This is a genomic window from Methanoregula sp. (assembly GCA_026625165.1).
Lineage (GTDB): Archaea > Halobacteriota > Methanomicrobia > Methanomicrobiales > Methanospirillaceae > MVRE01.
Genome location: CP112999.1, coordinates 655,866 through 680,284 on the forward strand (window position 1 = coordinate 655,866; position 24,419 = coordinate 680,284).

23 protein-coding genes, 1 pseudogene and 1 CRISPR repeat array are annotated in these 24,419 nt (G+C 52.7%); of the genes and pseudogenes, 14 read left to right on the top strand and 10 right to left on the bottom strand.

The window, feature by feature from the left end:
* Positions 1 to 3 precede the first annotated feature (3 nt).
* From cas5c to OS112_03650, 8 genes are all read left to right on the top strand, one after another.
* A complete protein-coding gene (gene cas5c, locus OS112_03615; GenBank protein ID WAC05726.1) occupies positions 4 to 669 on the top strand; it encodes a type I-C CRISPR-associated protein Cas5c in 666 nt (221 codons plus the stop codon).
* A complete protein-coding gene (cas8c, locus tag OS112_03620) occupies positions 666 to 2,555 on the top strand; it encodes a type I-C CRISPR-associated protein Cas8c/Csd1 (protein ID WAC05727.1) in 1,890 nt (629 codons plus the stop codon). The genes cas5c and cas8c overlap by 4 nt, the downstream gene beginning before the upstream one ends.
* A complete protein-coding gene (gene cas7c / locus OS112_03625) occupies positions 2,552 to 3,403 on the top strand; it encodes a type I-C CRISPR-associated protein Cas7/Csd2 (protein ID WAC05728.1) in 852 nt (283 codons plus the stop codon). The genes cas8c and cas7c overlap by 4 nt, the downstream gene beginning before the upstream one ends.
* The gene (gene cas4 / locus OS112_03630; GenBank protein WAC05729.1) at positions 3,400 to 4,086 is read left to right on the top strand and encodes a CRISPR-associated protein Cas4; all 687 of its coding nucleotides are present in this window, start codon (positions 3,400 to 3,402) and stop codon (positions 4,084 to 4,086) included. Before cas7c ends, cas4 begins: the two co-directional genes overlap by 4 nt.
* A gap of 54 nt (positions 4,087 to 4,140) precedes the next feature.
* Entirely contained in the window at positions 4,141 to 5,172 is a 1,032-nt protein-coding gene (cas1c, locus tag OS112_03635; GenBank protein ID WAC05730.1) for a type I-C CRISPR-associated endonuclease Cas1c, read from the top strand.
* Positions 5,173 to 5,182: 10 nt separating this feature from the next.
* Positions 5,183 to 5,473 (top strand): CRISPR-associated endonuclease Cas2, encoded by a 291-nt coding sequence (cas2, locus tag OS112_03640; GenBank protein WAC05731.1) that lies wholly within the window; start codon positions 5,183 to 5,185, stop codon positions 5,471 to 5,473.
* A gap of 230 nt (positions 5,474 to 5,703) precedes the next feature.
* Positions 5,704 to 10,910: a CRISPR direct-repeat array (repeat unit 32 nt; unit sequence GTCGCACCCCGTGCGGGTGCGTGGATTGAAAT).
* 150 nt (positions 10,911 to 11,060) lie between these two features.
* Complete coding sequence (locus OS112_03645) at positions 11,061 to 11,294, top strand: type II toxin-antitoxin system HicB family antitoxin (protein ID WAC05732.1); 234 nt, start codon at positions 11,061 to 11,063, stop codon at positions 11,292 to 11,294.
* Positions 11,291 to 11,503 (top strand): type II toxin-antitoxin system HicA family toxin, encoded by a 213-nt coding sequence (locus tag OS112_03650; GenBank protein WAC05733.1) that lies wholly within the window; start codon positions 11,291 to 11,293, stop codon positions 11,501 to 11,503. The genes OS112_03645 and OS112_03650 overlap by 4 nt, the downstream gene beginning before the upstream one ends.
* A 33-nt stretch (positions 11,504 to 11,536) precedes the next feature.
* On the opposite strand, the gene OS112_03655 is transcribed toward OS112_03650, so the two are convergent.
* The 4 genes and pseudogenes from OS112_03655 to OS112_03670 form a co-directional block, all read right to left on the bottom strand.
* The gene (locus tag OS112_03655; protein WAC05734.1) at positions 11,537 to 12,007 is read right to left on the bottom strand and encodes a hypothetical protein; all 471 of its coding nucleotides are present in this window, start codon (positions 12,005 to 12,007) and stop codon (positions 11,537 to 11,539) included.
* Positions 12,004 to 12,222: a hypothetical protein gene (locus OS112_03660; GenBank protein WAC05735.1), complete on the bottom strand. Its 219-nt coding sequence runs from the start codon at positions 12,220 to 12,222 to the stop codon at positions 12,004 to 12,006. Before OS112_03660 ends, OS112_03655 begins: the two co-directional genes overlap by 4 nt.
* A 66-nt stretch (positions 12,223 to 12,288) precedes the next feature.
* Positions 12,289 to 12,438 (bottom strand): hypothetical protein, encoded by a 150-nt coding sequence (locus tag OS112_03665; protein WAC05736.1) that lies wholly within the window; start codon positions 12,436 to 12,438, stop codon positions 12,289 to 12,291.
* A 108-nt stretch (positions 12,439 to 12,546) separates the two neighbouring features.
* A pseudogene (locus tag OS112_03670) lies at positions 12,547 to 12,711 on the bottom strand (YkgJ family cysteine cluster protein).
* 257 nt (positions 12,712 to 12,968) lie between these two features.
* On the opposite strand from OS112_03670, the gene OS112_03675 reads away from it, so the two are divergent.
* Positions 12,969 to 13,451: a GyrI-like domain-containing protein gene (locus OS112_03675; protein WAC05737.1), complete on the top strand. Its 483-nt coding sequence runs from the start codon at positions 12,969 to 12,971 to the stop codon at positions 13,449 to 13,451.
* A gap of 168 nt (positions 13,452 to 13,619) precedes the next feature.
* Here OS112_03675 and OS112_03680 read toward each other — a convergent pair whose 3' ends face one another.
* Positions 13,620 to 14,033, bottom strand: a complete 414-nt coding sequence (locus tag OS112_03680; protein ID WAC05738.1) for a tellurite resistance TerB family protein — start codon at positions 14,031 to 14,033, stop codon at positions 13,620 to 13,622.
* 117 nt (positions 14,034 to 14,150) lie between these two features.
* Positions 14,151 to 14,879 (bottom strand): hypothetical protein, encoded by a 729-nt coding sequence (locus tag OS112_03685; protein WAC05739.1) that lies wholly within the window; start codon positions 14,877 to 14,879, stop codon positions 14,151 to 14,153.
* A gap of 125 nt (positions 14,880 to 15,004) precedes the next feature.
* On the opposite strand from OS112_03685, the gene rbcL reads away from it, so the two are divergent.
* From rbcL to uvrB, 5 genes are all read left to right on the top strand, one after another.
* Positions 15,005 to 16,297: a type III ribulose-bisphosphate carboxylase gene (rbcL, locus tag OS112_03690; protein ID WAC05740.1), complete on the top strand. Its 1,293-nt coding sequence runs from the start codon at positions 15,005 to 15,007 to the stop codon at positions 16,295 to 16,297.
* A 15-nt stretch (positions 16,298 to 16,312) separates the two neighbouring features.
* Positions 16,313 to 16,750, top strand: coding sequence for a GNAT family N-acetyltransferase (locus OS112_03695; protein WAC05741.1), 438 nt, complete (start codon positions 16,313 to 16,315; stop codon positions 16,748 to 16,750).
* Positions 16,751 to 16,830: 80 nt separating this feature from the next.
* Entirely contained in the window at positions 16,831 to 17,247 is a 417-nt protein-coding gene (locus OS112_03700) for a hypothetical protein (GenBank protein ID WAC05742.1), read from the top strand.
* Positions 17,248 to 17,425: 178 nt separating this feature from the next.
* Entirely contained in the window at positions 17,426 to 18,682 is a 1,257-nt protein-coding gene (locus tag OS112_03705) for a hypothetical protein (GenBank protein WAC05743.1), read from the top strand.
* A gap of 127 nt (positions 18,683 to 18,809) precedes the next feature.
* Positions 18,810 to 20,750 carry an excinuclease ABC subunit UvrB gene (gene uvrB, locus OS112_03710; protein ID WAC05744.1) on the top strand — a complete coding sequence of 647 codons (1,941 nt, stop codon included), beginning with the start codon at positions 18,810 to 18,812 and terminating at the stop codon, positions 20,748 to 20,750.
* Positions 20,751 to 20,785: 35 nt separating this feature from the next.
* Here uvrB and OS112_03715 read toward each other — a convergent pair whose 3' ends face one another.
* The 4 genes from OS112_03715 to OS112_03730 all read right to left on the bottom strand — a co-directional run bounded on the left by OS112_03715 (position 20,786) and on the right by OS112_03730 (position 24,066).
* Entirely contained in the window at positions 20,786 to 21,787 is a 1,002-nt protein-coding gene (locus OS112_03715) for a PAS domain S-box protein (GenBank protein WAC05745.1), read from the bottom strand.
* Positions 21,788 to 21,933: 146 nt separating this feature from the next.
* On the bottom strand, positions 21,934 to 22,491 hold the full coding sequence (locus OS112_03720; GenBank protein ID WAC05746.1) for a YeeE/YedE thiosulfate transporter family protein: 558 nt from the start codon (positions 22,489 to 22,491) through the stop codon (positions 21,934 to 21,936).
* 16 nt (positions 22,492 to 22,507) lie between these two features.
* Positions 22,508 to 23,032, bottom strand: coding sequence for a YeeE/YedE thiosulfate transporter family protein (locus tag OS112_03725; GenBank protein ID WAC05747.1), 525 nt, complete (start codon positions 23,030 to 23,032; stop codon positions 22,508 to 22,510).
* Between the two features lie 167 nt (positions 23,033 to 23,199).
* A complete protein-coding gene (locus OS112_03730; protein WAC05748.1) occupies positions 23,200 to 24,066 on the bottom strand; it encodes a nitroreductase family protein in 867 nt (288 codons plus the stop codon).
* Positions 24,067 to 24,419: the final 353 nt, after the last annotated feature.

The window sequence follows — 24,419 nt, forward strand, 5'->3', positions numbered from 1 at the left end:
GTGGTGGATATCGGATTTGGAATCAAACTGAGAGTCTGGGGGGATTATGCCTGCTTCACGCGCCCCGAGATGAAGGTCGAGCGGGTCAGCTATGATGTGATGACCCCTTCGGCTGCCCGGGGAATTCTTGAAGCGATCTATTGGAAGCCCGCGATAGTCTGGGAGATCGACCGGATTCATGTCATGAAGCCGGTGAAGTTCGACAACATCCGCAGGAATGAAGTGCTCGGAAAAATTCCGCTCGCTCCGGTTAAAAGTGCATTTCAGGGGAAGGAGGCCGTTCTCTTCAAGGATGCAAATGACGAGCGGGTCCAGCGGGCCTCCCTTATTCTCCGGGATGTCTGTTATTACATCGAGGCACATTTCAATCTCACCGACAAGGCCCGCCCCGATGATACGGTACAGAAACACTACAATGTCGCCCTCAGGCGAATGCGGAAAGGGCAGTGCTTCCACCACCCGTACTTTGGATGCCGCGAGTTCCCGGTGCAGTTCGAATTCGTTGAGGGAGAGATTCCCAAATCAAAACTGAACGGGAAAAAAGATCTCGGGCTCATGCTCTGGGACATCGATTTTGCCAACAACATGAACCCGGTCTTTTTCCGGGCTGATATGAATGATGGCGTGATCGATGTGCAGAACTGTCTTAAGGGAGGTGTTCACTCGTGATTGTACAATCCCTTGCCCGGTATTATGATATTCTTGCCGGGGATCCCTCCGTGAAAATCCCGAAAACCGGTTACAGCCCGGCAAAAATTTTATTCGCTCTGGTAATTTCGAAGGATGGTGATCTTACCAACATCATTGATCTCAGGAGCGATGGAAAGAAAAAGCAACCGAAGATGATGGAAGTCCCGTACCAGAAATCCCGGGCAGTCTCGATTATCCCGTATTTTGCATGTGATAATGCAAAGTATATATTCGGCCTCGAGAAGGTAAAAGAAGATCCGCGAAAGGGTTTTTCTTCAGAGGAATTCCTTTCAGTTCTGGAAGAAAAGGAAAAAGAAAAGATCGTGATAACGAAACGTTCCCGGGAATGTTTCGAGCAATTCAGGAGATTACATCATTCGCTCCTCGACTCTGTGCCGGATGCCGAAGTTCGATCGTTCCTTACATTCCTTGATACCTGGATCCCGGAAAATTCCCTGAAATATCCCAAGTTTTCCGAATACAAGGAGGAGTTGCTTGCCGGTGGTTTTTTTGTATTTGATGTGGGGGGTATGTATATTCATCAGAATCCGATCATCCGCCAGATATGGGATTCAAATTACGAAAGCTCTTCGGAAGAAGGATCAGAGATTGCTCAGTGTCTGGTCAGCGGCAGAAAGGAAAAGATTGCAACGACGCACCAGAAGATCAAAGGGGTATATGATGCTCAACCTGCAGGTGCATCTCTTGTTAGTTTCAACAATGATGCATTTTGGTCATATGGAAACAACGAAAAAAAGCGATTTTATAATGCCCCGATTAGCGAATCAGCGATGTTCAAGTACACAACAGCGCTGAATTACCTTCTTGAACGTGAGAGTGAGAACAGGGTCCAAATCGGCGATACTTCAACCGTGTTCTGGGCCGAGACCACCAAAAAGACCTGTGAGAATCTTGCCCATTTCCTCATTGATCCTGTTGAGGAGCCGGAAGATACCGGTGGAGATGATATCCAAGCAGAAGGAAAGAAACAGGATCTCCAGGCCCGCCAGCTTGTCAGCGATATTCTCCAGAAAGTCAGGAGCGGGAAGCATCTGGAGGAAAAAGATCTTGGCGTGGATCCTGATAAGACGAATTTCTATATTCTCGGACTGGCACCGAACAACGCCCGGCTTGCCGTCCGTTTCTGGCATGAGGACAGTTTCGGAAATTTCATCACCCGGGTTGCACGCCATCATCTCGATATGGAGATCGAACGGGATGATCACGGGCCGCAATATATCTCCGTGTACCGTTTGTTGAAAGAGACTATTCCCAAGAATTCCAGCGACAAGGCAGCATCCCCCCTTCTCGGGGGACTTCTCATGCGTTCGATCCTTGAGAACACCCCATACCCTGTACCGATGTACAATGCGATCCTGAACCGGGTGAAAGTCGAACGTTCGATCAATTATGCCCGGGCCGGTTTCATCAAAGCCTGCCTGATCCGCCTTGCACGAACCAGAGGAAAACATGAAGAGGATATGATTACCGTGAGTCTGAACGAAGAAAGCCAGAATGTCCCGTACCGTCTTGGAAGATTGTTTGCGGTACTGGAAAAGACGCAGAGCGATACGAACAGGGAGATGAAGAGTACCATCAACAGCAAGTACTTCAGCAGTGCATCGACAACGCCGGCAGTCGTGTTCCCGGTCCTGCTGAAACTTGCCCAGCACCACATTGCTAAATCGGACTGGGGATTCAAGTCAAACCAGTGGATTGAGGATGTCCTGATGGGAGTCGATGCCTTCCCGGCATATCTGAACCTTGAGGAACAGGGGATGTTCATGCTCGGGTACTATCACCAGAGAAAAGCGTTTTTCAAAAAGAAAGAAAGCAGCGAGGAGAAAAAGGAGGTTAAACCATGAGCGAAGCAATCAAGAACCGGTATGAATTCGTATTGTTATTTGATGTCGAGAACGGGAACCCGAATGGCGATCCCGATATGGGAAACATGCCTCGGGTCGATCCCCAGACCGGATACGGTATCGTGACAGATGTCTGTCTCAAGCGGAAGATCCGGGACTATGTCGATATGGTGAGAGAGGGTAAAGAGGGGTATGATATTTACGTAAAGGAAGGTGTTGTGCTTAACGAGCAGCACACGAAAGCGTATGCCGCCCTCGGGAGGAAGCCGGACTCAAAGAAACCCAAGGATGACGAACTGACAAAATTCATGTGCAAGAATTTCTTTGATATCCGTGCATTCGGTGCTGTCATGGCGCTTGAAGTGAACTGCGGTCAGGTACGAGGGCCGGTCCAGCTCACATTCGCCCGGAGCCAGGATCCGATCTTCCAGCAGGAAGTGACGATTACCCGGCAGGCTGTGGCGAATGCCAAGGATGCCGAGAAAGGCCAGACGATGGGAAAGAAACAGATAGTCCCGTACGGTCTGTACCGGGCAGAAGGGTACATCTCCGCACATCTCGCAAAGAAAACCACCGGCTTCTCTGAAGACGATCTCGCCCTTCTCTGGGACAGCCTCGTCAATATGTTCGAGCACGATCACTCGGCAGCCCGGGGAAAACTCTCTGCAAAGAAGCTGATTGTGTTCAAGCATGACAGCGAACTCGGATGCTGCCAGTCTCACGTCCTCTTCGACAAGGTCAAAGTCGAACGGCTCTCAACGGATCTGCCGCCACGCTCGTTCAAGGATTACAAGGTCACCATCTCTAAAGATGTACCGAAGGAAGTCGAAGTCATCGAAAAACTATGAGCGATAAACGCTATACCGATGACGAGCTGCTCTTGTTATCCGGTATCCAGCATTTTTGTTTCTGCAAAAGGCAGTGGGCGCTGATTCATGTCGAGCAGCAATGGCAGGACAACCTCCGCACGCAGGAGGGGCATTTTGTCCACGAACGGGTCGATGATCCGTTCTTCAATGAGTCGCGGGGAGATGTTGTCATCTCCCGGGCATTTCCCCTTGTCTCGTATTCTCTCGGCCTGACCGGAATCGCCGATGTGATTGAGTACACCCGTTCCGATGCCGGTATCCCGATTCCGGATCATGACGGCCGGTGGCTGATGAAACCGGTGGAATACAAACGCGGCAAGCCGAAGATCGATGAGCGCGACGAAGTCCAGCTCTGCGCACAGGTCATGTGCCTTGAGGAGATGTTCGGGATCCGGATCGATGAGGCGGATTTGTATTACAATGAGATCCGCCGGAGGCAGCACCTAAAAATTACCGAGGATTTACGAAGCCTCGTTGTATCACTGGCTGACGAGATGCACGAACTTTTCCGGAACGGTATCACACCGGAAGCCGAGACTGGGAAGAATTGTTCCTTATGTTCTTTAATCGATGTGTGCGTCCCGAAACTGACGAAGAAAAAGACCCCTGTCCGTAATTATATCGGGAGACACGTTCAGGAGGCTTGCGTCCATGACTCCTGAAATTACCCTCTCATATTGGGGGCAACATCAAATTGTCCCCGGGATTTTTACTTTATGAGAAAATTGCTCAACACTCTCTACGTGACAACTCCTGAATCCTATCTTCACCGGGATGGCGAGAATGTTATAATCAAAGTCGGCAGTGAGGAGCGATTCCGGATTCCTGTCCATAACCTTGAAGGGATCGTTTGTTTCGGCTATATGAGTGCGAGTCCTCAACTTATGCGATTGTGCTCGGACAAAAATGTCGGGCTCTCATTCCTCACGCCGTATGGAAAGTTTCTTGGGCGAGTGAATGGCCGGGTCAAGGGCAATGTCCTTTTACGACGAACCCAATATCGTATCGCGGATAATATCGAGGAGTCACTGGATATCGCAAAATGTTTCATCGCGGGAAAGATAGTCAATTGTCGGATTGTTCTTGGACGGAGTATCCGTGACCATGGTGAAGTGATAGGATACGAAAAGATCCGGTGTGCTGATAATCTCCTCATTGAGAACCTGATGAAGATAGATAGCTGCACGACACCCGACACACTCCGGGGCATCGAAGGAAACTGTGCGAAATTCTATTTTGATGTTCTGGACGAGCTGATCCTCAAACAGAAAAATGACTTCTTTATTCGCGAACGGAACCGGCGACCTCCCCGTGACAACATGAATTCCCTGTTATCTTTCCTTTACACCCTTCTTGCACATGATGTCGAATCGGCGCTAGAGACAGTGGGACTTGATCCGTATGTCGGATTCTTCCATACTGACCGGCCCGGGAGGGCAAGTCTCGCGCTCGATATGATGGAAGAACTCCGGCCGTTCATCGCGGACCGGCTCGCGCTCAACCTTGTGAACCTGCAACAGGTATGCGGTGACGATTTCCTGAAAAAGGAAGGAGGCGGGATTCTCCTGACTGATAAGGGACGCAAATCCGTGCTTGCCGCATGGCAGAAGAGAAAACAGGACGAGATCACTCACCCGTACCTCGACGAGAAAATCCCGATCGGGCTCCTTCCCTATGTCCAGAGCCTGCTGATGGCGCGGTATTTGCGCGGTGATATCGACGGTTATCCGCCGTTCTTTATGAACTGAGGTGTTGAATATGATGGTCCTGGTTACCTATGATGTAAATACGGAAACGCCGGAGGGAAGGCGAAGGCTCCGGCAGGTTGCACGCGAATGCGTAAATTACGGGCAAAGGGTTCAGAATTCCGTATTCGAATGTCTTGTCGATCCGGCACAGTTTGCAAAACTTAAACATTCCCTGAACAGTATTATGGATAAGGATCGGGACAGTATCCGGTTCTACTATCTGGGTGCGAATTGGCAGAACCGGGTCGAACATTTAGGTAACAAGACCGGATACGATCCTGAAGGATTATTAGTTGCGTGATTGCCGCGAACCTGAAGCAAACATCCTTTTCCCAAGACCTTCGCAGGAAAGATTGGATTATGCTATTTACATTTTATGCCGGATTCAACAAGTCTGGTGGTCACGGATCATTATCACGAAATATTCCTAGTTGGAAAAATTTTCCAATCCGGGTTCAAATTTTCATTTATTACGGGTTTGATGAATGATTATCCTTTAATTCTATGCGAACATTGATCTGATCATTTGCGGTCGCACCCCGTGCGGGTGCGTGGATTGAAATATCTAAGGATCATATGATCGCTATTAACTGTGCAGTCGCACCCCGTGCGGGTGCGTGGATTGAAATTCCATGTCTTTGCCGAAGTCATTTCAATCCCCGTCGCACCCCGTGCGGGTGCGTGGATTGAAATAAGAAAGCATCGGACTTATTGGGTGGGGAATTGGAGTCGCACCCCGTGCGGGTGCGTGGATTGAAATCGGTGCATACGTGGTATCCGGCATGATCTTACTGTCGCACCCCGTGCGGGTGCGTGGATTGAAATTCAAGTATACATGGGATCGTTCCAAGACGCTCGGGAGTCGCACCCCGTGCGGGTGCGTGGATTGAAATACGGTGATTCGAATGAGTAATGAAGACCCCTACGGTCGCACCCCGTGCGGGTGCGTGGATTGAAATCAGTGGAGCGATCGCGGATTGTTTTATCATAGCGTCGCACCCCGTGCGGGTGCGTGGATTGAAATTGGATGAGATCAAGTGCCTTGATTTACATGATGTCGCACCCCGTGCGGGTGCGTGGATTGAAATCACCCGGAGCGATTGAACGATCCACAGAAGATCAAGTCGCACCCCGTGCGGGTGCGTGGATTGAAATAGCGACAAGGCATGGAGCCGCAACCCGGTGGAGGTCGCACCCCGTGCGGGTGCGTGGATTGAAATATTAATGAAAGATGTGATTGAAATATGACACCCGATCGTCGCACCCCGTGCGGGTGCGTGGATTGAAATATCCCATTTTGGGGGAGCGCCATTCACCCAGTTTGTCGCACCCCGTGCGGGTGCGTGGATTGAAATTTCCACCCGTATTTGCATTTTAGACAGGTGATAGGTCGCACCCCGTGCGGGTGCGTGGATTGAAATTTCGCAGTCTTGCGTTTTGTCCCGCTCGTTTCCGTCGCACCCCGTGCGGGTGCGTGGATTGAAATTGTCGCTGCGTCCTGATCTGCTACAGGATCAAGTCGCACCCCGTGCGGGTGCGTGGATTGAAATGATGCCAGAATGGGCGTGTAGGAGAGAACTTGCATGGAGGTCGCACCCCGTGCGGGTGCGTGGATTGAAATCAAGATACAAAGTGATTGTTGTGGACGAGACCGGTCGCACCCCGTGCGGGTGCGTGGATTGAAATACAGTATACGGCCCTTTGTGATATCCCCGAGTGCGGTCGCACCCCGTGCGGGTGCGTGGATTGAAATTCACCAAGTGCGATTGATTCAGCACGGCAGGATAGTCGCACCCCGTGCGGGTGCGTGGATTGAAATTGGTGGTGCGTTTAATGGTGGACGCGGCGGAAAGTCGCACCCCGTGCGGGTGCGTGGATTGAAATTTCCTGACACGGTGATTTTAAAATGGGGCGAGAAGTCGCACCCCGTGCGGGTGCGTGGATTGAAATAAGAGACATAATCATAAATAATCTTTATCTTTAGTCGCACCCCGTGCGGGTGCGTGGATTGAAATTGGGATATCCTGTTAAAACCGCTTGGCCCGGTCGTCGCACCCCGTGCGGGTGCGTGGATTGAAATTTCTGCAGGTCCGCGAGCTTCAGCAGGATCTCGATGTCGCACCCCGTGCGGGTGCGTGGATTGAAATCGCGCCGGTGTCCACGTGCCCGCAGATTGCGCCACAGTCGCACCCCGTGCGGGTGCGTGGATTGAAATAAACGATTGTTTGAGGAGCGTCCCGACATTTGATAGTCGCACCCCGTGCGGGTGCGTGGATTGAAATCAATGTCGTTGGTAATTCGGTGAGACTCAGTGTGAGTCGCACCCCGTGCGGGTGCGTGGATTGAAATTGGACGCTGGCACCGGCTGTCAGGGCACTGAGCGTCGCACCCCGTGCGGGTGCGTGGATTGAAATTTGGACTAGGTATGCAGTTCCGGCATCTTTGGAAGTCGCACCCCGTGCGGGTGCGTGGATTGAAATGAAAAGAAAAGAGATTAAGATTAACGGGTCGGTCGTCGCACCCCGTGCGGGTGCGTGGATTGAAATAAAATAATTGCCGCATCCCGATCACTACGAGTGAGGTCGCACCCCGTGCGGGTGCGTGGATTGAAATAATCTTATTATTATAATGCAAAAGGTGTTATTACGTCGCACCCCGTGCGGGTGCGTGGATTGAAATCAAATACTATATCCTATATATACCAACACCCCCACGTCGCACCCCGTGCGGGTGCGTGGATTGAAATTTGAAGAGTGCGTATCCAATGACAGCCACGGCCGTCGCACCCCGTGCGGGTGCGTGGATTGAAATAAATAAGAACCCGCATTTGTAATTGCCATTTTAAAGTCGCACCCCGTGCGGGTGCGTGGATTGAAATCCCACACCCCAATTATGCCGCACCCTGTTGCCGAACAGTCGCACCCCGTGCGGGTGCGTGGATTGAAATAACCCGGGCTCACGCATTGCCCAAACAATAACATAACGTCGCACCCCGTGCGGGTGCGTGGATTGAAATCCCTATCGGCTGGTCGTGGTCGCATGAGCGGCGGTGGTCGCACCCCGTGCGGGTGCGTGGATTGAAATATTCAGGCGGCACGAACATACCTGGAATAATGTTGTCGCACCCCGTGCGGGTGCGTGGATTGAAATTTGAGGTCTGAGAGCGTCTTGACGACGAGACCCGCAGTCGCACCCCGTGCGGGTGCGTGGATTGAAATTTTATCGACAAGGAAACCCCGCACAGAACACCGTCGCACCCCGTGCGGGTGCGTGGATTGAAATGTCATAGATCGGTACGTTGGCGGCGTGGCATACGTGTCGCACCCCGTGCGGGTGCGTGGATTGAAATACCAAAAGCCCCGCCCGGCTGTTGCCGATGCAAGTGGTCGCACCCCGTGCGGGTGCGTGGATTGAAATACGTTACCATACGAGACCCGCCCGCCTAATAAAGTCGCACCCCGTGCGGGTGCGTGGATTGAAATGTTGGGCGTTGGCTGATATTATTATGGCTGTATTGTCGCACCCCGTGCGGGTGCGTGGATTGAAATTTTTTTATGTTAGTTGTTGCTATTGGATCTACAGTCGCACCCCGTGCGGGTGCGTGGATTGAAATTACTTTAAGAATTATCACTCGTCAAAAGGTCGTGTAGTCGCACCCCGTGCGGGTGCGTGGATTGAAATTGCCAGCCTTCATAAATTCAATGGCAAGCGCACAGCCCAGTCGCACCCCGTGCGGGTGCGTGGATTGAAATAATATTTATTGCAATCCTTCTTGGCACTCTTTTTGGTGTCGCACCCCGTGCGGGTGCGTGGATTGAAATTGTCACTCTTTTCCAGCCTGCAGCAGCTGGTTCTGTCGCACCCCGTGCGGGTGCGTGGATTGAAATTTGCGTGGCATAAACACTGTTAACAAGGCTTAATGTCGCACCCCGTGCGGGTGCGTGGATTGAAATTTACAATCTTGACTATAGCGATAAATCGATCACAGTCGCACCCCGTGCGGGTGCGTGGATTGAAATAAAAAGAAACCAAAATACAGTGAACATTCCAGGTCGCACCCCGTGCGGGTGCGTGGATTGAAATATCATCTGTCAAGGCTCTCATCGTAAATGTTTCGTCGCACCCCGTGCGGGTGCGTGGATTGAAATCGTTTTTTACCATGTGGTTGCCGTTGCATTTTGTCGCACCCCGTGCGGGTGCGTGGATTGAAATCGTCAATCTCACCCCGAAACCACGCTACGGTCATGTCGCACCCCGTGCGGGTGCGTGGATTGAAATCACGAAAAAGGAAACTACCACCGGATGATACATTGTCGCACCCCGTGCGGGTGCGTGGATTGAAATCTGATTTGTATTCAAAAAAACCATAAATTCCGGTGTCGCACCCCGTGCGGGTGCGTGGATTGAAATATCCCTTTTGCCGACTGTGCCTGATCTGTCAAGTCGCACCCCGTGCGGGTGCGTGGATTGAAATTCCTCCAGAATGGAAAATTAGGATAATTCCTCGTCGCACCCCGTGCGGGTGCGTGGATTGAAATATTTCGAGGGAGCTGCGAAGACGATGGGGGATCACGTCGCACCCCGTGCGGGTGCGTGGATTGAAATGGTTGTAATAGAGATGATCCGGCTGACCACCGTCGCAAGTCGCACCCCGTGCGGGTGCGTGGATTGAAATAGGCGAGGACGGGCGGGACGAACAGGTTGTTATAGTCGCACCCCGTGCGGGTGCGTGGATTGAAATTCACAACCCGCCATAACGGGAAATGCTATTTCACGTCGCACCCCGTGCGGGTGCGTGGATTGAAATCAGGTAGCAGCGGCAAGTGACACACTCCGTGCAGTCGCACCCCGTGCGGGTGCGTGGATTGAAATTGGGGTGTAATGCCCTTAGTCATTGTCGCTTCAATGATGGTCGCACCCCGTGCGGGTGCGTGGATTGAAATCCCATCCTGTCGTTGAGACTGCGTAAAAAAGTGGGTCGCACCCCGTGCGGGTGCGTGGATTGAAATAACAATCTCCGGTCTTTCTGCAACATTCACCAGTCGCACCCCGTGCGGGTGCGTGGATTGAAATATTTTCTCAATGATTAAAAGGATGAGTACCGCAGTCGCACCCCGTGCGGGTGCGTGGATTGAAATCAGAACGTCGATACCGTACCAGAGTGCCATGAAGTCGCACCCCGTGCGGGTGCGTGGATTGAAATAATCTGTATAAACATCGTACCGGACATTAAATCCGCTGCAAGTCGCACCCCGTGCGGGTGCGTGGATTGAAATTTGTGGTGTCCTGCATTGGTGCATATTATATCCTGTCGCACCCCGTGCGGGTGCGTGGATTGAAATTTGATCCGGTTGCAGCACAAGACGCAGCGACAAAGTCGCACCCCGTGCGGGTGCGTGGATTGAAATGGTCTGTGGTGTCGATATAACAACCATCCCATTGGTCGCACCCCGTGCGGGTGCGTGGATTGAAATGTACTCCTTTATTTCAAAGGGGGCTTGCTGAAATGTCGCACCCCGTGCGGGTGCGTGGATTGAAATCAGGAGAACCCGAAAGCAGGAACGATTGATTATAGTCGCACCCCGTGCGGGTGCGTGGATTGAAATACAACCTCCACCGCCGCCGGCAGCGTATATGACAGTCGCACCCCGTGCGGGTGCGTGGATTGAAATATTAATCGCGTTGCTTCTTCTTCAAGGATGACTGGTCGCACCCCGTGCGGGTGCGTGGATTGAAATATCAATCGAACGATAATGGCCCTCATCTTTCAGTCGCACACCTCGCGGTGTATGATTGATACTCATGGTTACTGATTTTTCGGTGTATTAATCAACCTTCGAGCGGCACATCCAAGAGAACAAGGATTGAAATAAATAAGGAGAAAACTGATGAACTCGAAGCGCGTACACAATGGCATGAAGATCGTGGTTCAGCTGGTGCCGGAAGAAACGGGTGGATTCTCTGTTTTCGTTCCCGGCCTGCCCGGCTGCATGTCGCAGGGTGAGACCGAGGAGGAGGCTCTGGCAAATATGAAAGAACTGCTTCCGGAGTACCTCGAAGTCCACACGGCTCGCAACGCCAAATTCCTGCCAAACACCCGCGAGCTCATGATCGAAGCATGAGATTACCGGTGATCTCGGGGCGGGAGATGATCAAGGTCCTGCACCGGAAAGGGTGGATCGTTTCCCGTAAGACCAGACGGGGAAGCCACGTTATCATGCAGAAGGAGGGGGTTATTGATGAACTCAGTGTACCTCTCCATGATGAGTTGAAACCCGGGATCGTCCATCGGTGCATTGCGATAGCGGGATTGACCGGGGACGACTTTTAATTTGAGTGGCACATCCAAGAGAACAAGGATTCCTTATTGGATCCGGTACCCCTTTCCCTCTAGGAATTCCTTCAGCCGATCTTCTGCATCCGGATCAGTCGCAGGGATACCCCGCATGGCCTCATCGTATGCCTCCCATAGCCCGGGATCTTCCGAATGGAGCGCGAACGTTCCGGTGATCGTCCCGATCTGTTCGTCTGGCCCGGAAAAGACCCGCATCACCACGCACCGGAATGACTTGCACTGGGCGGGGCTGTGGCAGTGGATGGTGCATCGTGTGAAATCGCCATCTGGCCGGAGAAACCGGCAGGCGGTGGGGTGCTTGTCGATCCATGCATGATCTGAAAAGAGGTGCCGCTTATCCCCGTCAACTTCAGCGGTGAATGGTGTCCCTGTCGAAACAGAGCAGCACTTAAATCCAAATGGGCTGATCTGCTTCTCGATTACGATGTAATCGCCAATGTGCATACAGCATGACCCGCACTGCCGGCAATGGAATGTCATGTTCGCCCTTTCTCCCTGTCCCACTCAGGTGTCTCGCAGCTTCGCATCCGATACAGCACCATCGGGCTCATCTCATTATATTCGTCTGGCGCAGTGCTTGGGATCGCGTTGTCCCCACCAACAATATCCGCCACGGGGTCGCAACGGGGGCCGGTTCCCCCGTTAGCACAGCGGGTAGCATAGTCAGGGAAATTCCCGTGTCGGGTGGTCCTCATTCACAGGAATATGGAAAAGCCCGGTATTAAAGAAGGACTGTCTGGTTCAAACGGGTGTTGTAAGGTTCACGTCCGCACCGCGTAACCGGCCTTGGAGAGGATGCGGATCATCTCGTCCTGCCATACGGCATCGTTCTCTATGGGGAGTGGATCGATGCACGTTTCCCAGAGCCGGGTGAGCAGCGGGTCTTCTGAGACAAGTGTCCGAATAAACATGACCCTGCCCACCCGCCTGCCCCGCCAATCGAGGATGAGCAGGCGCCAGCAGGAAAAGTCACGGCAGATCTCCGGGCGGGTTCTGTGGATGGTGCAGTACCCTTTTTTGTCTGCCGGGCTTACCCGGAAAAACGGACATGCTTCCGGTTCGCGATCAAAGATGCTTGTATCAGAAAAAAGGGCAATCTTATCGTTGTCGATAACGACTTCGTTCTCCTCGCCCGTGTACTGGTTTGCCAGCAGGAATGCGTAGTTGCCGTGCTCTTCTTTTATCCGGTGGACAAGCCCGAGGTGGCTGCAGCACTCCCCGCACTGGACGCATTCGAATGCCAGATGACTCCTGCCTCCTGTTCATCGTAACTGGTGCGCTGATCGCTTTTAACACATCCGCAGGATAATGGTATTTCCTGCCGTTTTTGAGTTTTTTTTGGCGGAGGGATTCTTATGTATAATTGTACTGACAGTGGGTCAGCCGCACTCATTTTCACCCCCCTCCAGCTCAATGCTTAAACGCTCCGGCGGACAATGTTGTGGTCGCAGACATGGACGAGATCACCATCGTTGACATTCCGGACCAGAGGGTCCTTGGCATAACAAGGAAAGGAAACTACACACTGATTCCGGAACTCCTGATGAAAGTGTACGAATTTGCTGTATTCAACAAGGTCACGATTGCCGGCCCGCCGGTCTTTGTCTGCCATGAGACATCACCGGAATCCGTTAAAGAGGCAAACGAGAAGGGAACGGCAATCATCGAAATTGCGTGGCCGGTTGCCGGCAACGCAAAAGGGAACCGGGAGGTCCGGCTCTATGACCTTCCCGGAAAAAAGATGGCTCAAAGGATTCACCGTGGGCCATACGAGGCATGCGAACCGACGTATCTTTCGCTCTTTGCCTGGATTTTTAAAAAGGGCCTGACGATCGCCGGGCCAATCCGCGAGGTGTATCCAAACGATCCGCGGGAGGTAAAACCAGAAGAGGTCATCACCGAGATCTACGTGCCGGTAAAATGATCGGGACTCACACCGGCCAACCCGATAACGGAAATGTTCCATTTTTTTGGTGTTGATACCAACAAAAAATCATCCATCCCGATAGAAATCCCAATTCTTATCTTAATAATACCGGATTGGAAGCGCTTACTCCTGAAAATGTCGCAGTGTGAAAAAAAGTGGAAGGATTTATGCAAAGATGGAGAAGTCGTTCTTGATCCCGATCGCTTCGATGATCGGCTTCATAGTCGCTTCTGAGACTTTGAACTTGTCCATGTACATCTGGAGGATCTTCTGCTCGCTTCCGGCAAGGACGCCGTCTGCCATTGCAAGGTCGCAGAGGACTGCAAGCGTTGCTACTTTCTGCTTCTCGTCAAGGCAGGCTGCAACAAGGTCAATGACACCCGGGAAAGGATTTTGTCTCATGACCGCGATCGCGGTGTCGACGGCTTTCTTGTCGCCCCGGACGATCTTTGCAAGGTCGCCCATTTCGGTCTCATCAATAACGCCGTCTGCGGCGACAACGGTCAGTGCCGAGAGCACGAGCGCGGATTTCGGGGTCAGCTGTGCAGGTTTTCCGGTTAATTTGTCAAAAATTCCCATATGTTTCACCTGGTTTTCCCGTCATAGTTGGATGTAATGGGACATCACCTTTTCGGGTATGGGGAAAAATTGTTATTATCCTGTTTCCGGGTCCAGAAACGATAAAAGAAAAAATATTCAGGACGGCCGGCGCAGCACGAGGAGCCCTGCGCCGATTGCAGGCAGGACAATGAGCAGATCCAGTGGTACCGGGTGTGTTGTTGCCGGGACCGGTGTTGACGGGGAAGGGATGACCGGTACCGGTGGAGCAGTGATCACAGTCTCTTCTGCCAAAGCGGTTGTCACGGGCGGCAAGGGTGCAGAAGTGACTGCACGTGGAACTGTATCTCCCGTGATGGACACCTTCCTTTCGGGCACTCCAAGTGTTACATATACCGTATCCCCGGGCGACTGCGGGTTTTGTGCTGCAATGGAGAATTTCTTGTCAGCCGTGGCAGACGATGTCCTGAACCCGACGATGGCGACTCCGTCAATATCGGTGGTCACCTGCGCGTAATACCGTGTGTTCGATGTTGTTGACGAGGATGGCGCGACATCGTCAATAATTGTCCGCCCGTTGCCGTTGTAGTACTGGTACGAGCCGATCACATAGGGGCCTTCCGGCGGGTCCTGCACCACGTTCACCAGATTGCTGTTGATGACCGGGGGCTGGTCGCCCGGCTCACCGCTCATCGAAAACGTCCGGGCGACCCAGACATAATACGCGGTGTTCGGCTTGCCGGTGATCGTGACCGTAAACCCACTCCCCCGTGTCAGCGTGTCCTCGGCAGATGCGATGGGGACCATCGCAATAAGTGCAGAACAGACCACTATGATGATAAGAGATCCAAAAATCCGGTGTCTCAAGAGAATGCTCCTGGTGCTCCTTTACCAGACGATTGTTGTTTTTCGCGGGTATTGGATATTGTGGTCTTGTTATCCGCCCCTCACCTTTTTTACCAATCCTGCCCTCAAGTGATACAGGGATCTGTATGGCAATCGACTGGTATAACGAATTTGTGGACCTGAACTATTCGCCTGCAAAAGACGACCTTGTCTGCCTCTTCTATTTCGAACCGGCTGCCGGCATCAGCAGGGAGGAGGCCGTGGGCCGGATCGCGTCTGAGAGCTCGACGGGCACATGGACAACGCTCTTTTCTATGCCGCCGCGGATGAAGAAGCTGCAGGCGACCGCGTTTGATATTGACGGGAACTTTGTCAGGATCGCGTACCCTCTTGCGCTCTGGGAAGAGGGAAATGCCGTCCAGCTCTTAAGCGGGATTGCCGGAAACATCTTCGGGATGAAAGCGGTAAAAAACCTCCGGCTTATCGATGCCACGCTGCCGCCGGCATACCTGAAGCACTTTAAAGGCCCGCACTTCGGAAACGACGGGATCCGGAAGATGATGAATATCCATGGCCGGCCACTGACCGGCGCCGTCCCAAAGCCCAAGATCGGGTTTACCGCAAAGGAGCACGCTGAAATCGGGTACGAGACATGGATGGGCGGGTTCGACTTTGTCAAAGACGACGAGAACTTAACCTCAACCTCGTTCAACCGGTTCGAGGACCGGGTCAACCTGATGACCCGGAAGCGGGAGAAGGCGGAGAATGAGACCGGTGAGAAGAAGTCCGCGTTCCTCAACATCACGGCTGACGTGGATACGATGAAGAAGCGTGCCGATCTCCTTGCGGAATACGGCTGGAACTACGCGATGATCGATGTGGTCGTGGTCGGGACAGCCGGTGTAGCGACCATGCGGGACTACTGTTCGGATCTCGGCCTTGCGATCCACGCCCACCGTGCGATGCACGCGGCGTTCGACCGGAACAAAAAGCACGGGATGACGATGTATTTCCTTGCCAAGATCATGCGCCTGCTCGGCGTTTCGCAGATCCACACGGGAACCGCAGTCGGGAAGCTGGCCGGGACAAGGAAGGAGTCCATGCTGCTTGCCGGCCTTTTGCGGGAGAAGAAGGTGGACGCTGTTGAAAAGCTATGCCTTTTTCAGGACTGGGGGAAGATCAGGAACGCCTTCCCCGTTTCCTCCGGAGGGCTGCACCCCGGCCTTGTGCCGGATGTAATGGACATCTACGGCACCGAGCTCGTGCTGCTGGTCTCCGGCGGCATCCACGGCCACCCCAAAGGCACCCGGGCCGGGGCAAGGGCGACCATGCAGGCGATCGAGGCATGGCAGGAGGATGTCACGCTCGATGAAAAAGCAAAGAAGGCAAAGGAACTCTCACAGGCACTGGAGAAGTGGGGATACTACAAGCCGAAGTGAGTACCGGGTGAAATCATGACACCGGAAGTCCGCGAGCTGAAACACGAAGAATTTCCTCGTGCTGAGAAATTGTGGGAGCAGTACCGGGGCCAGAAAGCGGACCCGGTGCACGAGCGGATCTTCGGCGTCTTTGCGGAGGGGGAACTCGTGGCAACGGCCCGCTACACCCGGCACCTGGACGGAAACGAGATGGACTGCGTCTTTGTCCCTGACAAGTTCCGGGGGAAAGGCTATGCGAGGGATGCCGTGGAAACCCTCATACAAACGTGTGGTTCAGAGACAATTCATATCCATTCGACGATCGTGCTGATCTCCTTTTACAAGACCTTCGGGTTCACCCCGATTCCCGAAGAGCAGCTCCCTAAAAGCATCCGCGAGCGGTTCCTCTTCTGCTTTGGCGAGATGCTGGGCTGCAATGTCTGCCCGATGGTGAGGAAAGGGGATGGGAAGTGATCATGACACCTCTTTTTATCACTTTCACCACACGCAGTGCCTAAGAATATCAATCCATGTGACAAGGTCTTCACCGGTAAATGATGATACTCAACCTCAATCTTGCGCAGCGTCGTGTCCTGTTGCTGCTCCAGCGGGAAGGCCCAAAGGATGCAGAGGTCATTGCCGATCGTCTGCGCATCCCGTTGAGCGAAGCCCGGGAAGCGATCGCAACACTGGCAGAAGAAGATCTGGTCACAACTCCGGACCAGAGTGTTGCTGAACTAACAGAATCGGGGGAGAAGTATAACCTCCTTTGCGATGAGAGTATTGAGGAAGAGCTTGGTCGCCTGAAAGGATGCAGGGCCGGCATTCTCCGGTATATTCAGGAAACGGAACGGCACCTGGTTACCCTGCAATCGCTGTCTGTACATCTCAATTGTCCGGAGGGGGAGATCTCCAAAGCACTGGATGCCCTTGAAGATCTTGGGTATCCGGTACTGGACATCGTATCATAATCACGGGTCCGGATCCGCGATGACAGGAACAGATCACAATCCTAATGATAGGGAAAATCCCTACAGTGCAAACAGAGCCGGTAGTCCGGACTATTGTTATATCCCGGCCGTGCCGGGCTGCATCGGCATCCTGATACTATAAGAAATCCCTGAGATTAGGAATACGGGTTCATGCACCATGGCATCCTTGAGCCAGAGAATGTACGGGTACAGCTTCTCCGAGATCGAAAAGGAGATCCTGTTCCGTAAAAATAATATGGGCTTTGTCCGCCCCGCCAATACGGAAGGCACCGTCTTTTATCTCGACCCTTCCCCATTTTTGAAAACACCGAAGCGGGAGGTGTATGTCGCCCTCTGCCCGCCTCCCCAAAAAGGAGCACTCATCCGGGTATCCGTTTCGGAAACCCGGGAAGAGATATTCAAGGATCATGTCGGGTATTTCCGGCTCCTGATCCACTGCATCACGTCCTTTGAACCCATCGATCCAAACACCCTTATCCGGCACCATTCCCTGCTCCATCCTGATGAAGTAACCGGTTTCTTCAGCCTGCCGTACACCGGGGAGGAGGAGATCGTCAATGAGATTGCCATGTGCTCTGCCCTGTATACGATCTCTTCGCCCCCGCTTCCGGATCAGAAAGGGGGGATCAATGCAGCTGTACTGGGAAGATCAAAACCGTGGGCCGGGTTCAAGCGCAGCATGGACATCATCCCCTCTGAACTGAAACGGGAATCATCAGACTACTTCTACAGGCTCTCCATGCAGGAAGAGGATTATGCAAACCTGAAAAGCCGGGAGATCAGCCTCGCCTTCCTCAATCCGGAACGTGTGCCTATGCACATCCCGCTCGTCCTGGATGTTGAGATCAAAAATCTTTCAAAATACAAAGAAACACTTCAGGTTCAAAAACCGCTGGTAACGGCATTCATGCTCGATGCGCTGCTGATGCAACCGGTATTACCGGATAACCTTCAGGGGTCAATCGTTGACACAATGTACGAGCTGGTCTCTGACGTCAAAGGATCGGGTAGTATCCCCTATACCCAGGATTTCAACACCCTCATACCCCGGCTCGGCGCCTCGTTTGCCCGGTATAACTCACGGTTCAATGTCAGCAGTGACGATATCAGGAAAGGTGTCGACCTGTGGTCTGACATGTTCTACCGGGCGAAAAAGATCGTCTCGACCCAGCATCCCGTTGCCCGGCTGTACCGGCTGAGCGATGCGGCAAGGAGATTGTATGTTGACTTAAACGATGTCTATGGCATCGAAAATCCGATCATGGTTGCAGAGATCCCCGCGCATATCGCAGGAGCAAAAAATCCCGATAAATATGAAGAGGCGATGGAAGACCTCAACCGACAGGGGCTTATCATCCGTCTGAACCATTGCACAATCAAATTACTTGATTTCGGGAAACAGTGTCTGACCTAAAATGGCAGTACATGGCCGATCCTCATTTTCACAACCGCTTTCATCGTTGATTCAGCACCTTTCTTCCACACACTTTCCAGCCGCAAGCCGATCCCTTTTAATATCCTAGTCAGACATCCTAAGCACCGTGACCAAATTCCAGCTCACCTCCACATTCGCACCGGCCGGCTCCCAGCCGGAAGCGATAGCGGAGCTGAAAAAAGGAATGGAGAAGAACGACCGGTTCCTGACACTGCTCGGCGTCACCGGCTCAGGTAAGACATTTACGATGGCAAACGTGATTGCAGCTGTTAACAGGCCGACGTTGGTCATCGCCCACAACAAGACGCTCGCCGCCCAGCTGTACCAGGAGTTCTGCGACTTCTTCCCCAAAAACCGGGTCGAGTATTTCGTCTCGTACTATGATTACTACCAGCCTGAGTCCTACATCCCGGCCAAAGACCAGTATATCGAGAAGGATTCTGCGATCAACCCGAAAATTGAGATGATGCGCCTCTCTTCCACCGCCTCGCTCTCGCACCGGCGCGACGTGATTGTCGTCGCCTCGGTATCCTGCATCTTCGGGCTCGGGAACCCGGAAAACTTCCGGAACATGGGATTTGAACTGGCGGTGGGCCAGAAGGTCTCACGGAACGAAATTATGAGCCGGTTGCTTGACATCCAGTTCGAACGCAACGATATCGACCTCTCGCCCGGCAGGTTCCGTGTCAAGGGCGACACGATTGATATTGTGCCCGGTTACTTTAACGAGATCATCCGGTTCGAGATGTTTGGCGACAGTATCGAGCGGATCCGGGAGGTGGACAAAAATACCGGTGCAAAGAAGGAGGAACTGAAGTACTTCCATGTCTACCCGGCCCGGCACTTCGTGACGCCAGAGAGCGCAAGGAAGACGGCAATCGCCTCGATAAAGGATGAGCTGGATAAAGTACTGCCAACGCTCGGGATGATCGAGGCACACCGGCTCGAACAGAGGACCCGGTTTGATATTGAGATGATTGAAGAGACGGGTTCATGCAAAGGGATCGAGAACTATTCCCGGCACTTCGACGGCAGGAAATCAGGTGAAAAACCGTACTGCCTTCTCGACTATTTCCCCGATGACTTTCTCATGATCATCGATGAGAGCCACCAGACCATCCCCCAGCTCCACGGTATGTACAACGGCGACCTTTCCCGGAAAAAAACACTCGTCGATTACGGGTTCCGGCTCCCGAGTGCGCTGGACAACCGGCCGCTCAGGTTTACAGAGTTTGAGCAGTATATGCAGCAGGTGGTCTTTGTGTCGGCAACACCGGGCCCGTACGAGCTTGCGCAATCGGTGCAGGTTGTCGAACAGATCATACGCCCCACCGGGCTTGTCGACCCGGAGGTGGAGGTGCGCCCCACTGAAGGGCAGACAGATGACGTGATCCGGGAAGTGCACTCAACGATTGCAAGGGGCGACCGGGTGCTGGTGACCACGCTCACCAAAAAACTTGCCGAAGAGTTATCGGAATACCTCGCCGACCGTGGTGTCCGTACCCGGTACCTCCACTCCGAGATCCAGACGCTGGAACGATCCGAGATCATCCGCGAGCTCCGGCTGGGCAAGTTCGATGTGCTCGTCGGCATCAACCTTTTACGGGAAGGGCTTGACATCCCCGAGGTCGGGTTCATCGGGATCCTCGACGCCGACAAGGAAGGGTTTTTACGTGATGCACGGAGCCTGGTCCAGATTATCGGGCGGGCAGCGCGCAACGTCAATTCACGGGTAGTCCTGTATGCCGACACCATGACCGACTCGATGAAGAAGGCCATTTCAGAGACAAAGCGACGGCGGGACCTGCAGATCGCGTACAACCGTGAGCATGATATCGTCCCGCAGACGATCAGAAAACCGGTAAAGGAAAAGGAAGTCGATATCAAAGATACAAAGCATGTGCCCAAGAGCGAGATCCCCAATGTCACGATTGAGCTCGAGAAGCAGATGCGGGACGCAGCGGAGAACCTGGACTTCGAGCGGGCGATCGCGATCAGGGAACAGATAAAAAAGCTCAACGAAAGGCTCAAATCAGCAGGGAAATAATCGTCCACCGTTAAGGAGAAATAAGAGGTAAAATCTTATTTTGTGACCGGATCCGTGCCTGCAACCGGTCCGGGATCTGCTTCGGTCTCTAGTATATCATCCGCCCCGATCCCGTAATATTTCTTGATAATGTTTCTCACTTTGTCGGATTCGATCCAGCCTATATCGATCTGGGTGATGATCCGGTCGATCTCTTTTGCTTGTGCCAGCACTTTATTTGCCACATCCTCGGCAAGCATGCAGGTGAGCCCGACGATGACTGCGAGAGGGTTCCGGATATGATCCCCTAGGATTGCAAACTGCTCGATGTTCTTCTCGATCTGCTTTAATGCAGTGCGCTGTGCCGCCTCCATCTGCTTGCGCTGGGTGATATCCACCATGGTGCAGACCATCTGGTTGTCAGGCAGCATTCCCGCGGCTAGGAGCACCCAGCGGATATCCGATGTTTTTGCGGTAAAGCGCGTCTCGAAATTCTCAACGCCCTCTTCTTTTACCAGGGCAAAGAACCCCTCGCGTTGGGAAGCGTCAACCCACAGCACGGAGAATGGCACGTCACGGATCTCCTGCATGGAATAGCCAAGTATTGATGCAAACCGCTGGTTCGCCTCGATGATGGAGAGGGTATTGGCATCGATCAGCCCGGTGCCGGCTTCTGAGTTGTTGAAGATACCCCGGTACTTTGCCTCGCTTTTCTGGAGGTTCAGGGCAAGGCTTGAGACAACCGCAGCTACACCGATCATAATTATCGCTTTGAACAGGCCGGTTACCAGATCAGGAGTGGAGCCGCCCATAAGAACATAAATCATGAGCAGGTAGATCGCGGTGACAAGAAATGCAAACAGCATCCCCTTCTTCGGGTACCAGTAGGCAGTGATGACGACAGGGATAAAGAACAGTCCCGGGGTTACCTCAGTCATTCCGAAAGACAAACTGAAAATATTGACAAGGATGGAAAGGATGGTGGTATTTACGATAATGAAGAACCAGATGCCGACAAAGCTTTCGTCCCGGATGCCGGGTTCCTTGGTGTTTTCCATCGTGTATCAACCTTTTTTTGAGGCAGGTATTTTTGTCAACAATCAATTTTTTTTAATCCCTAAACTTACTCTCTGTGCCGGTATAAATGCTCACATCATTAAGGTTAATAATATTTGCTTCTGTGGGGAAAAACAATATTCACTGGCTACAACCCTGCATATTCAAGCAGCAGGAGAAATCCTGCCAGGAGGATGACCGCGGGGATGATCACGAGCCACTCGTTGACCTTCAGGAATTCGGGAAGTGTCGTATTTTTAAATTTACCCTGGTGCAGGAAGCGGGAATTGAGGAACGGATAGAAACGGGCAAAAAGTCCGGCACCGATCAGTATCCCGGTAAACCCGCCAGCCAGCGCATCGAGCGCACCTTGTCCTGCTGCCCCGGCAACCGTCCCGGGACAGTAACCCAGCAATGCAAACCCGAGCCCGAAGATAAGACCTCCGTATACGCTCGAACCGATAGAGCCTGTCACTACATGTGGCTGTGCCAGCCCCGCCCGTTTCAACAAATGAAACCCGATCATCCCTACAATGACCGCCGAGAGCATCATCTTTGTGACGGTAAAATCGTTAAGCAGCAGCTGTCCGACGATCACATCGTAATTTGTGACACCGGATTTCTGGAGCAAAAAGCCAAACGCGATGCCGATAATTACCCCGAGCGCGAGCTGGGCGTATGCATTCCGGTGAAGGGTTGTCAGCATATCCTGCCACCACCTCTCATGCCCCGATCACCCGGAAGAGTAACATGGCCGTCAGGATGCCGCTGATAAAAAAGCAGGAAGCCGCGGTGATGCCTGCACACGAGAGCTGCGATGTCCCGGAGATCCCGTGCCCGCTTGTGCAGCCACCTGCCCAGCGTGCTCCAATTTCAAGAAATATACCGCCGATGACAGCGACAAGGACCCTGACGACAGGGTTGGAGCCAAAGGTATCCCCCCAGAGCGCCGGCACCCATACCATCTCAAAGGAACCCGAGAGCATTGCCGAGATAAACGCGCCGATGACGATGCCCGGGACAACCGCAAGCTTCCAGTCAAGTGCAGGGGGAATGGTACGGTAATACTCGTTTTTTTCAACCATATCAGGCTGGAACAACAGGGCAATCAGCCCGCTTATCTTGACATATCCCGTCGAACATCCCAGCCGGCGGTCCGAGAGCAGGAAGCTTATGCACACAAGGACGCCAATTGCGGCACCCGTAATATACGGTGACCATGTCACCTGGGTAAAATACGATAGCATGTCCTATCCTACAAATACCGGAGTATGGTGTGATACAAAAAATGTCCCATTCGTGCAAACGGTATCCGGTGAACAAGGATGTTCCCGCACGATGCCCGCGCCACTTTTCATGGCGGCGGATATGACCGGCAGAACACCGATAAAAAAAGGGTCCGGATATTGTAAAATTACCGCCAGGTGATGTCAGCGGGATTGCGCTCGATCCATTTTTTGAATTTTACCTTCGGATAGCCAAGTGCCAGGGCAGCGTGGATCTCACAGGTATCAGGTATTTTGAGGATCTTTTTAAATTCCGGATTGTGCCGGATGGCAAAGAGAACAAACCCGGAATAGAAAGCCCCGACGCCCAGTGTCTCCGCTGCCAGAAGGGCATTCTGGACGGCAAGGTTTGCATTGATCCCGCCCATACTCGCATGCCTGTCTGAATAGAACAGGACGAGTGCGGAAGCATTGTGGAGGAACACATCCCTCCCCGCATCCTGCACCTCTGAGACCTTCTTTGCTATCACATTGAATGCATGATCCTGCTCGAGCTCCTCTTTTTTGTGGATTTTGCGGAGTTCTGTGATGGTCTGTTTGAGAAATTCAGCTGCATTTTCAGAAATTTCCGTGAGGAGAACGACGTCCTGAATTACAAGATATTTCGTGCTCTGTGAATTGAGAGCTGACGGGGCAAACCGGGCAGCTTCAATAATGCGCTGTATCTCCTTTTCTCGGACCGGACGGCTTGTAAAGTAACGCTGTGACCTCCTGTTCCGTAAAAGTCGCATCAGCTGTTCAAATGACGGTGTCACCCCCTTCTTAATGGTGCGGATCGATCCTTTCGGAAAGTCGCTGTGGGTGAGAGCATCATGCGGGCAGGCCGCGACGCACTGGCCACAGGAGATGCAGAGAGCATCATGCAGGGGGTCCGGAACAGATTTTTCATCTTTCTGGACAAAGACAGCTTCCGGACAGACCTGAACACATATCCCATCGTGTTTGCAGATTGCAGGATCAATCGAGATCGTGACCATGATATACCTCAATTTCATGCATTGCTGTAATAAAATATATGTTCTTTCATCTGGTTGTTTCCTTGCTCTCCCGCGATAATATCTGCAGTTATTGCCCGGCAGGTTATTACGCACCCGTGCCCCTCTTCCAGCCGCAGCTGCTGTTTCAGGTCTTGTATATAAAAAATGGTTTTTCTGCTTTGATCCGGGTCCGGAACTGCAGTCCGGACGATTCGGGACTGACTGAACTGCTGAACGGGAACCGGTGGACAGTTCACAGACAATCGGACGCTCACGACCCTTAAACTGGAAAAAAACAATAGATTATTGCCAGAAATGCGCCAGGTCACCAGTGGCCGGAGAGCGCGGATGGAAAAGTAAAAGAAATGGTT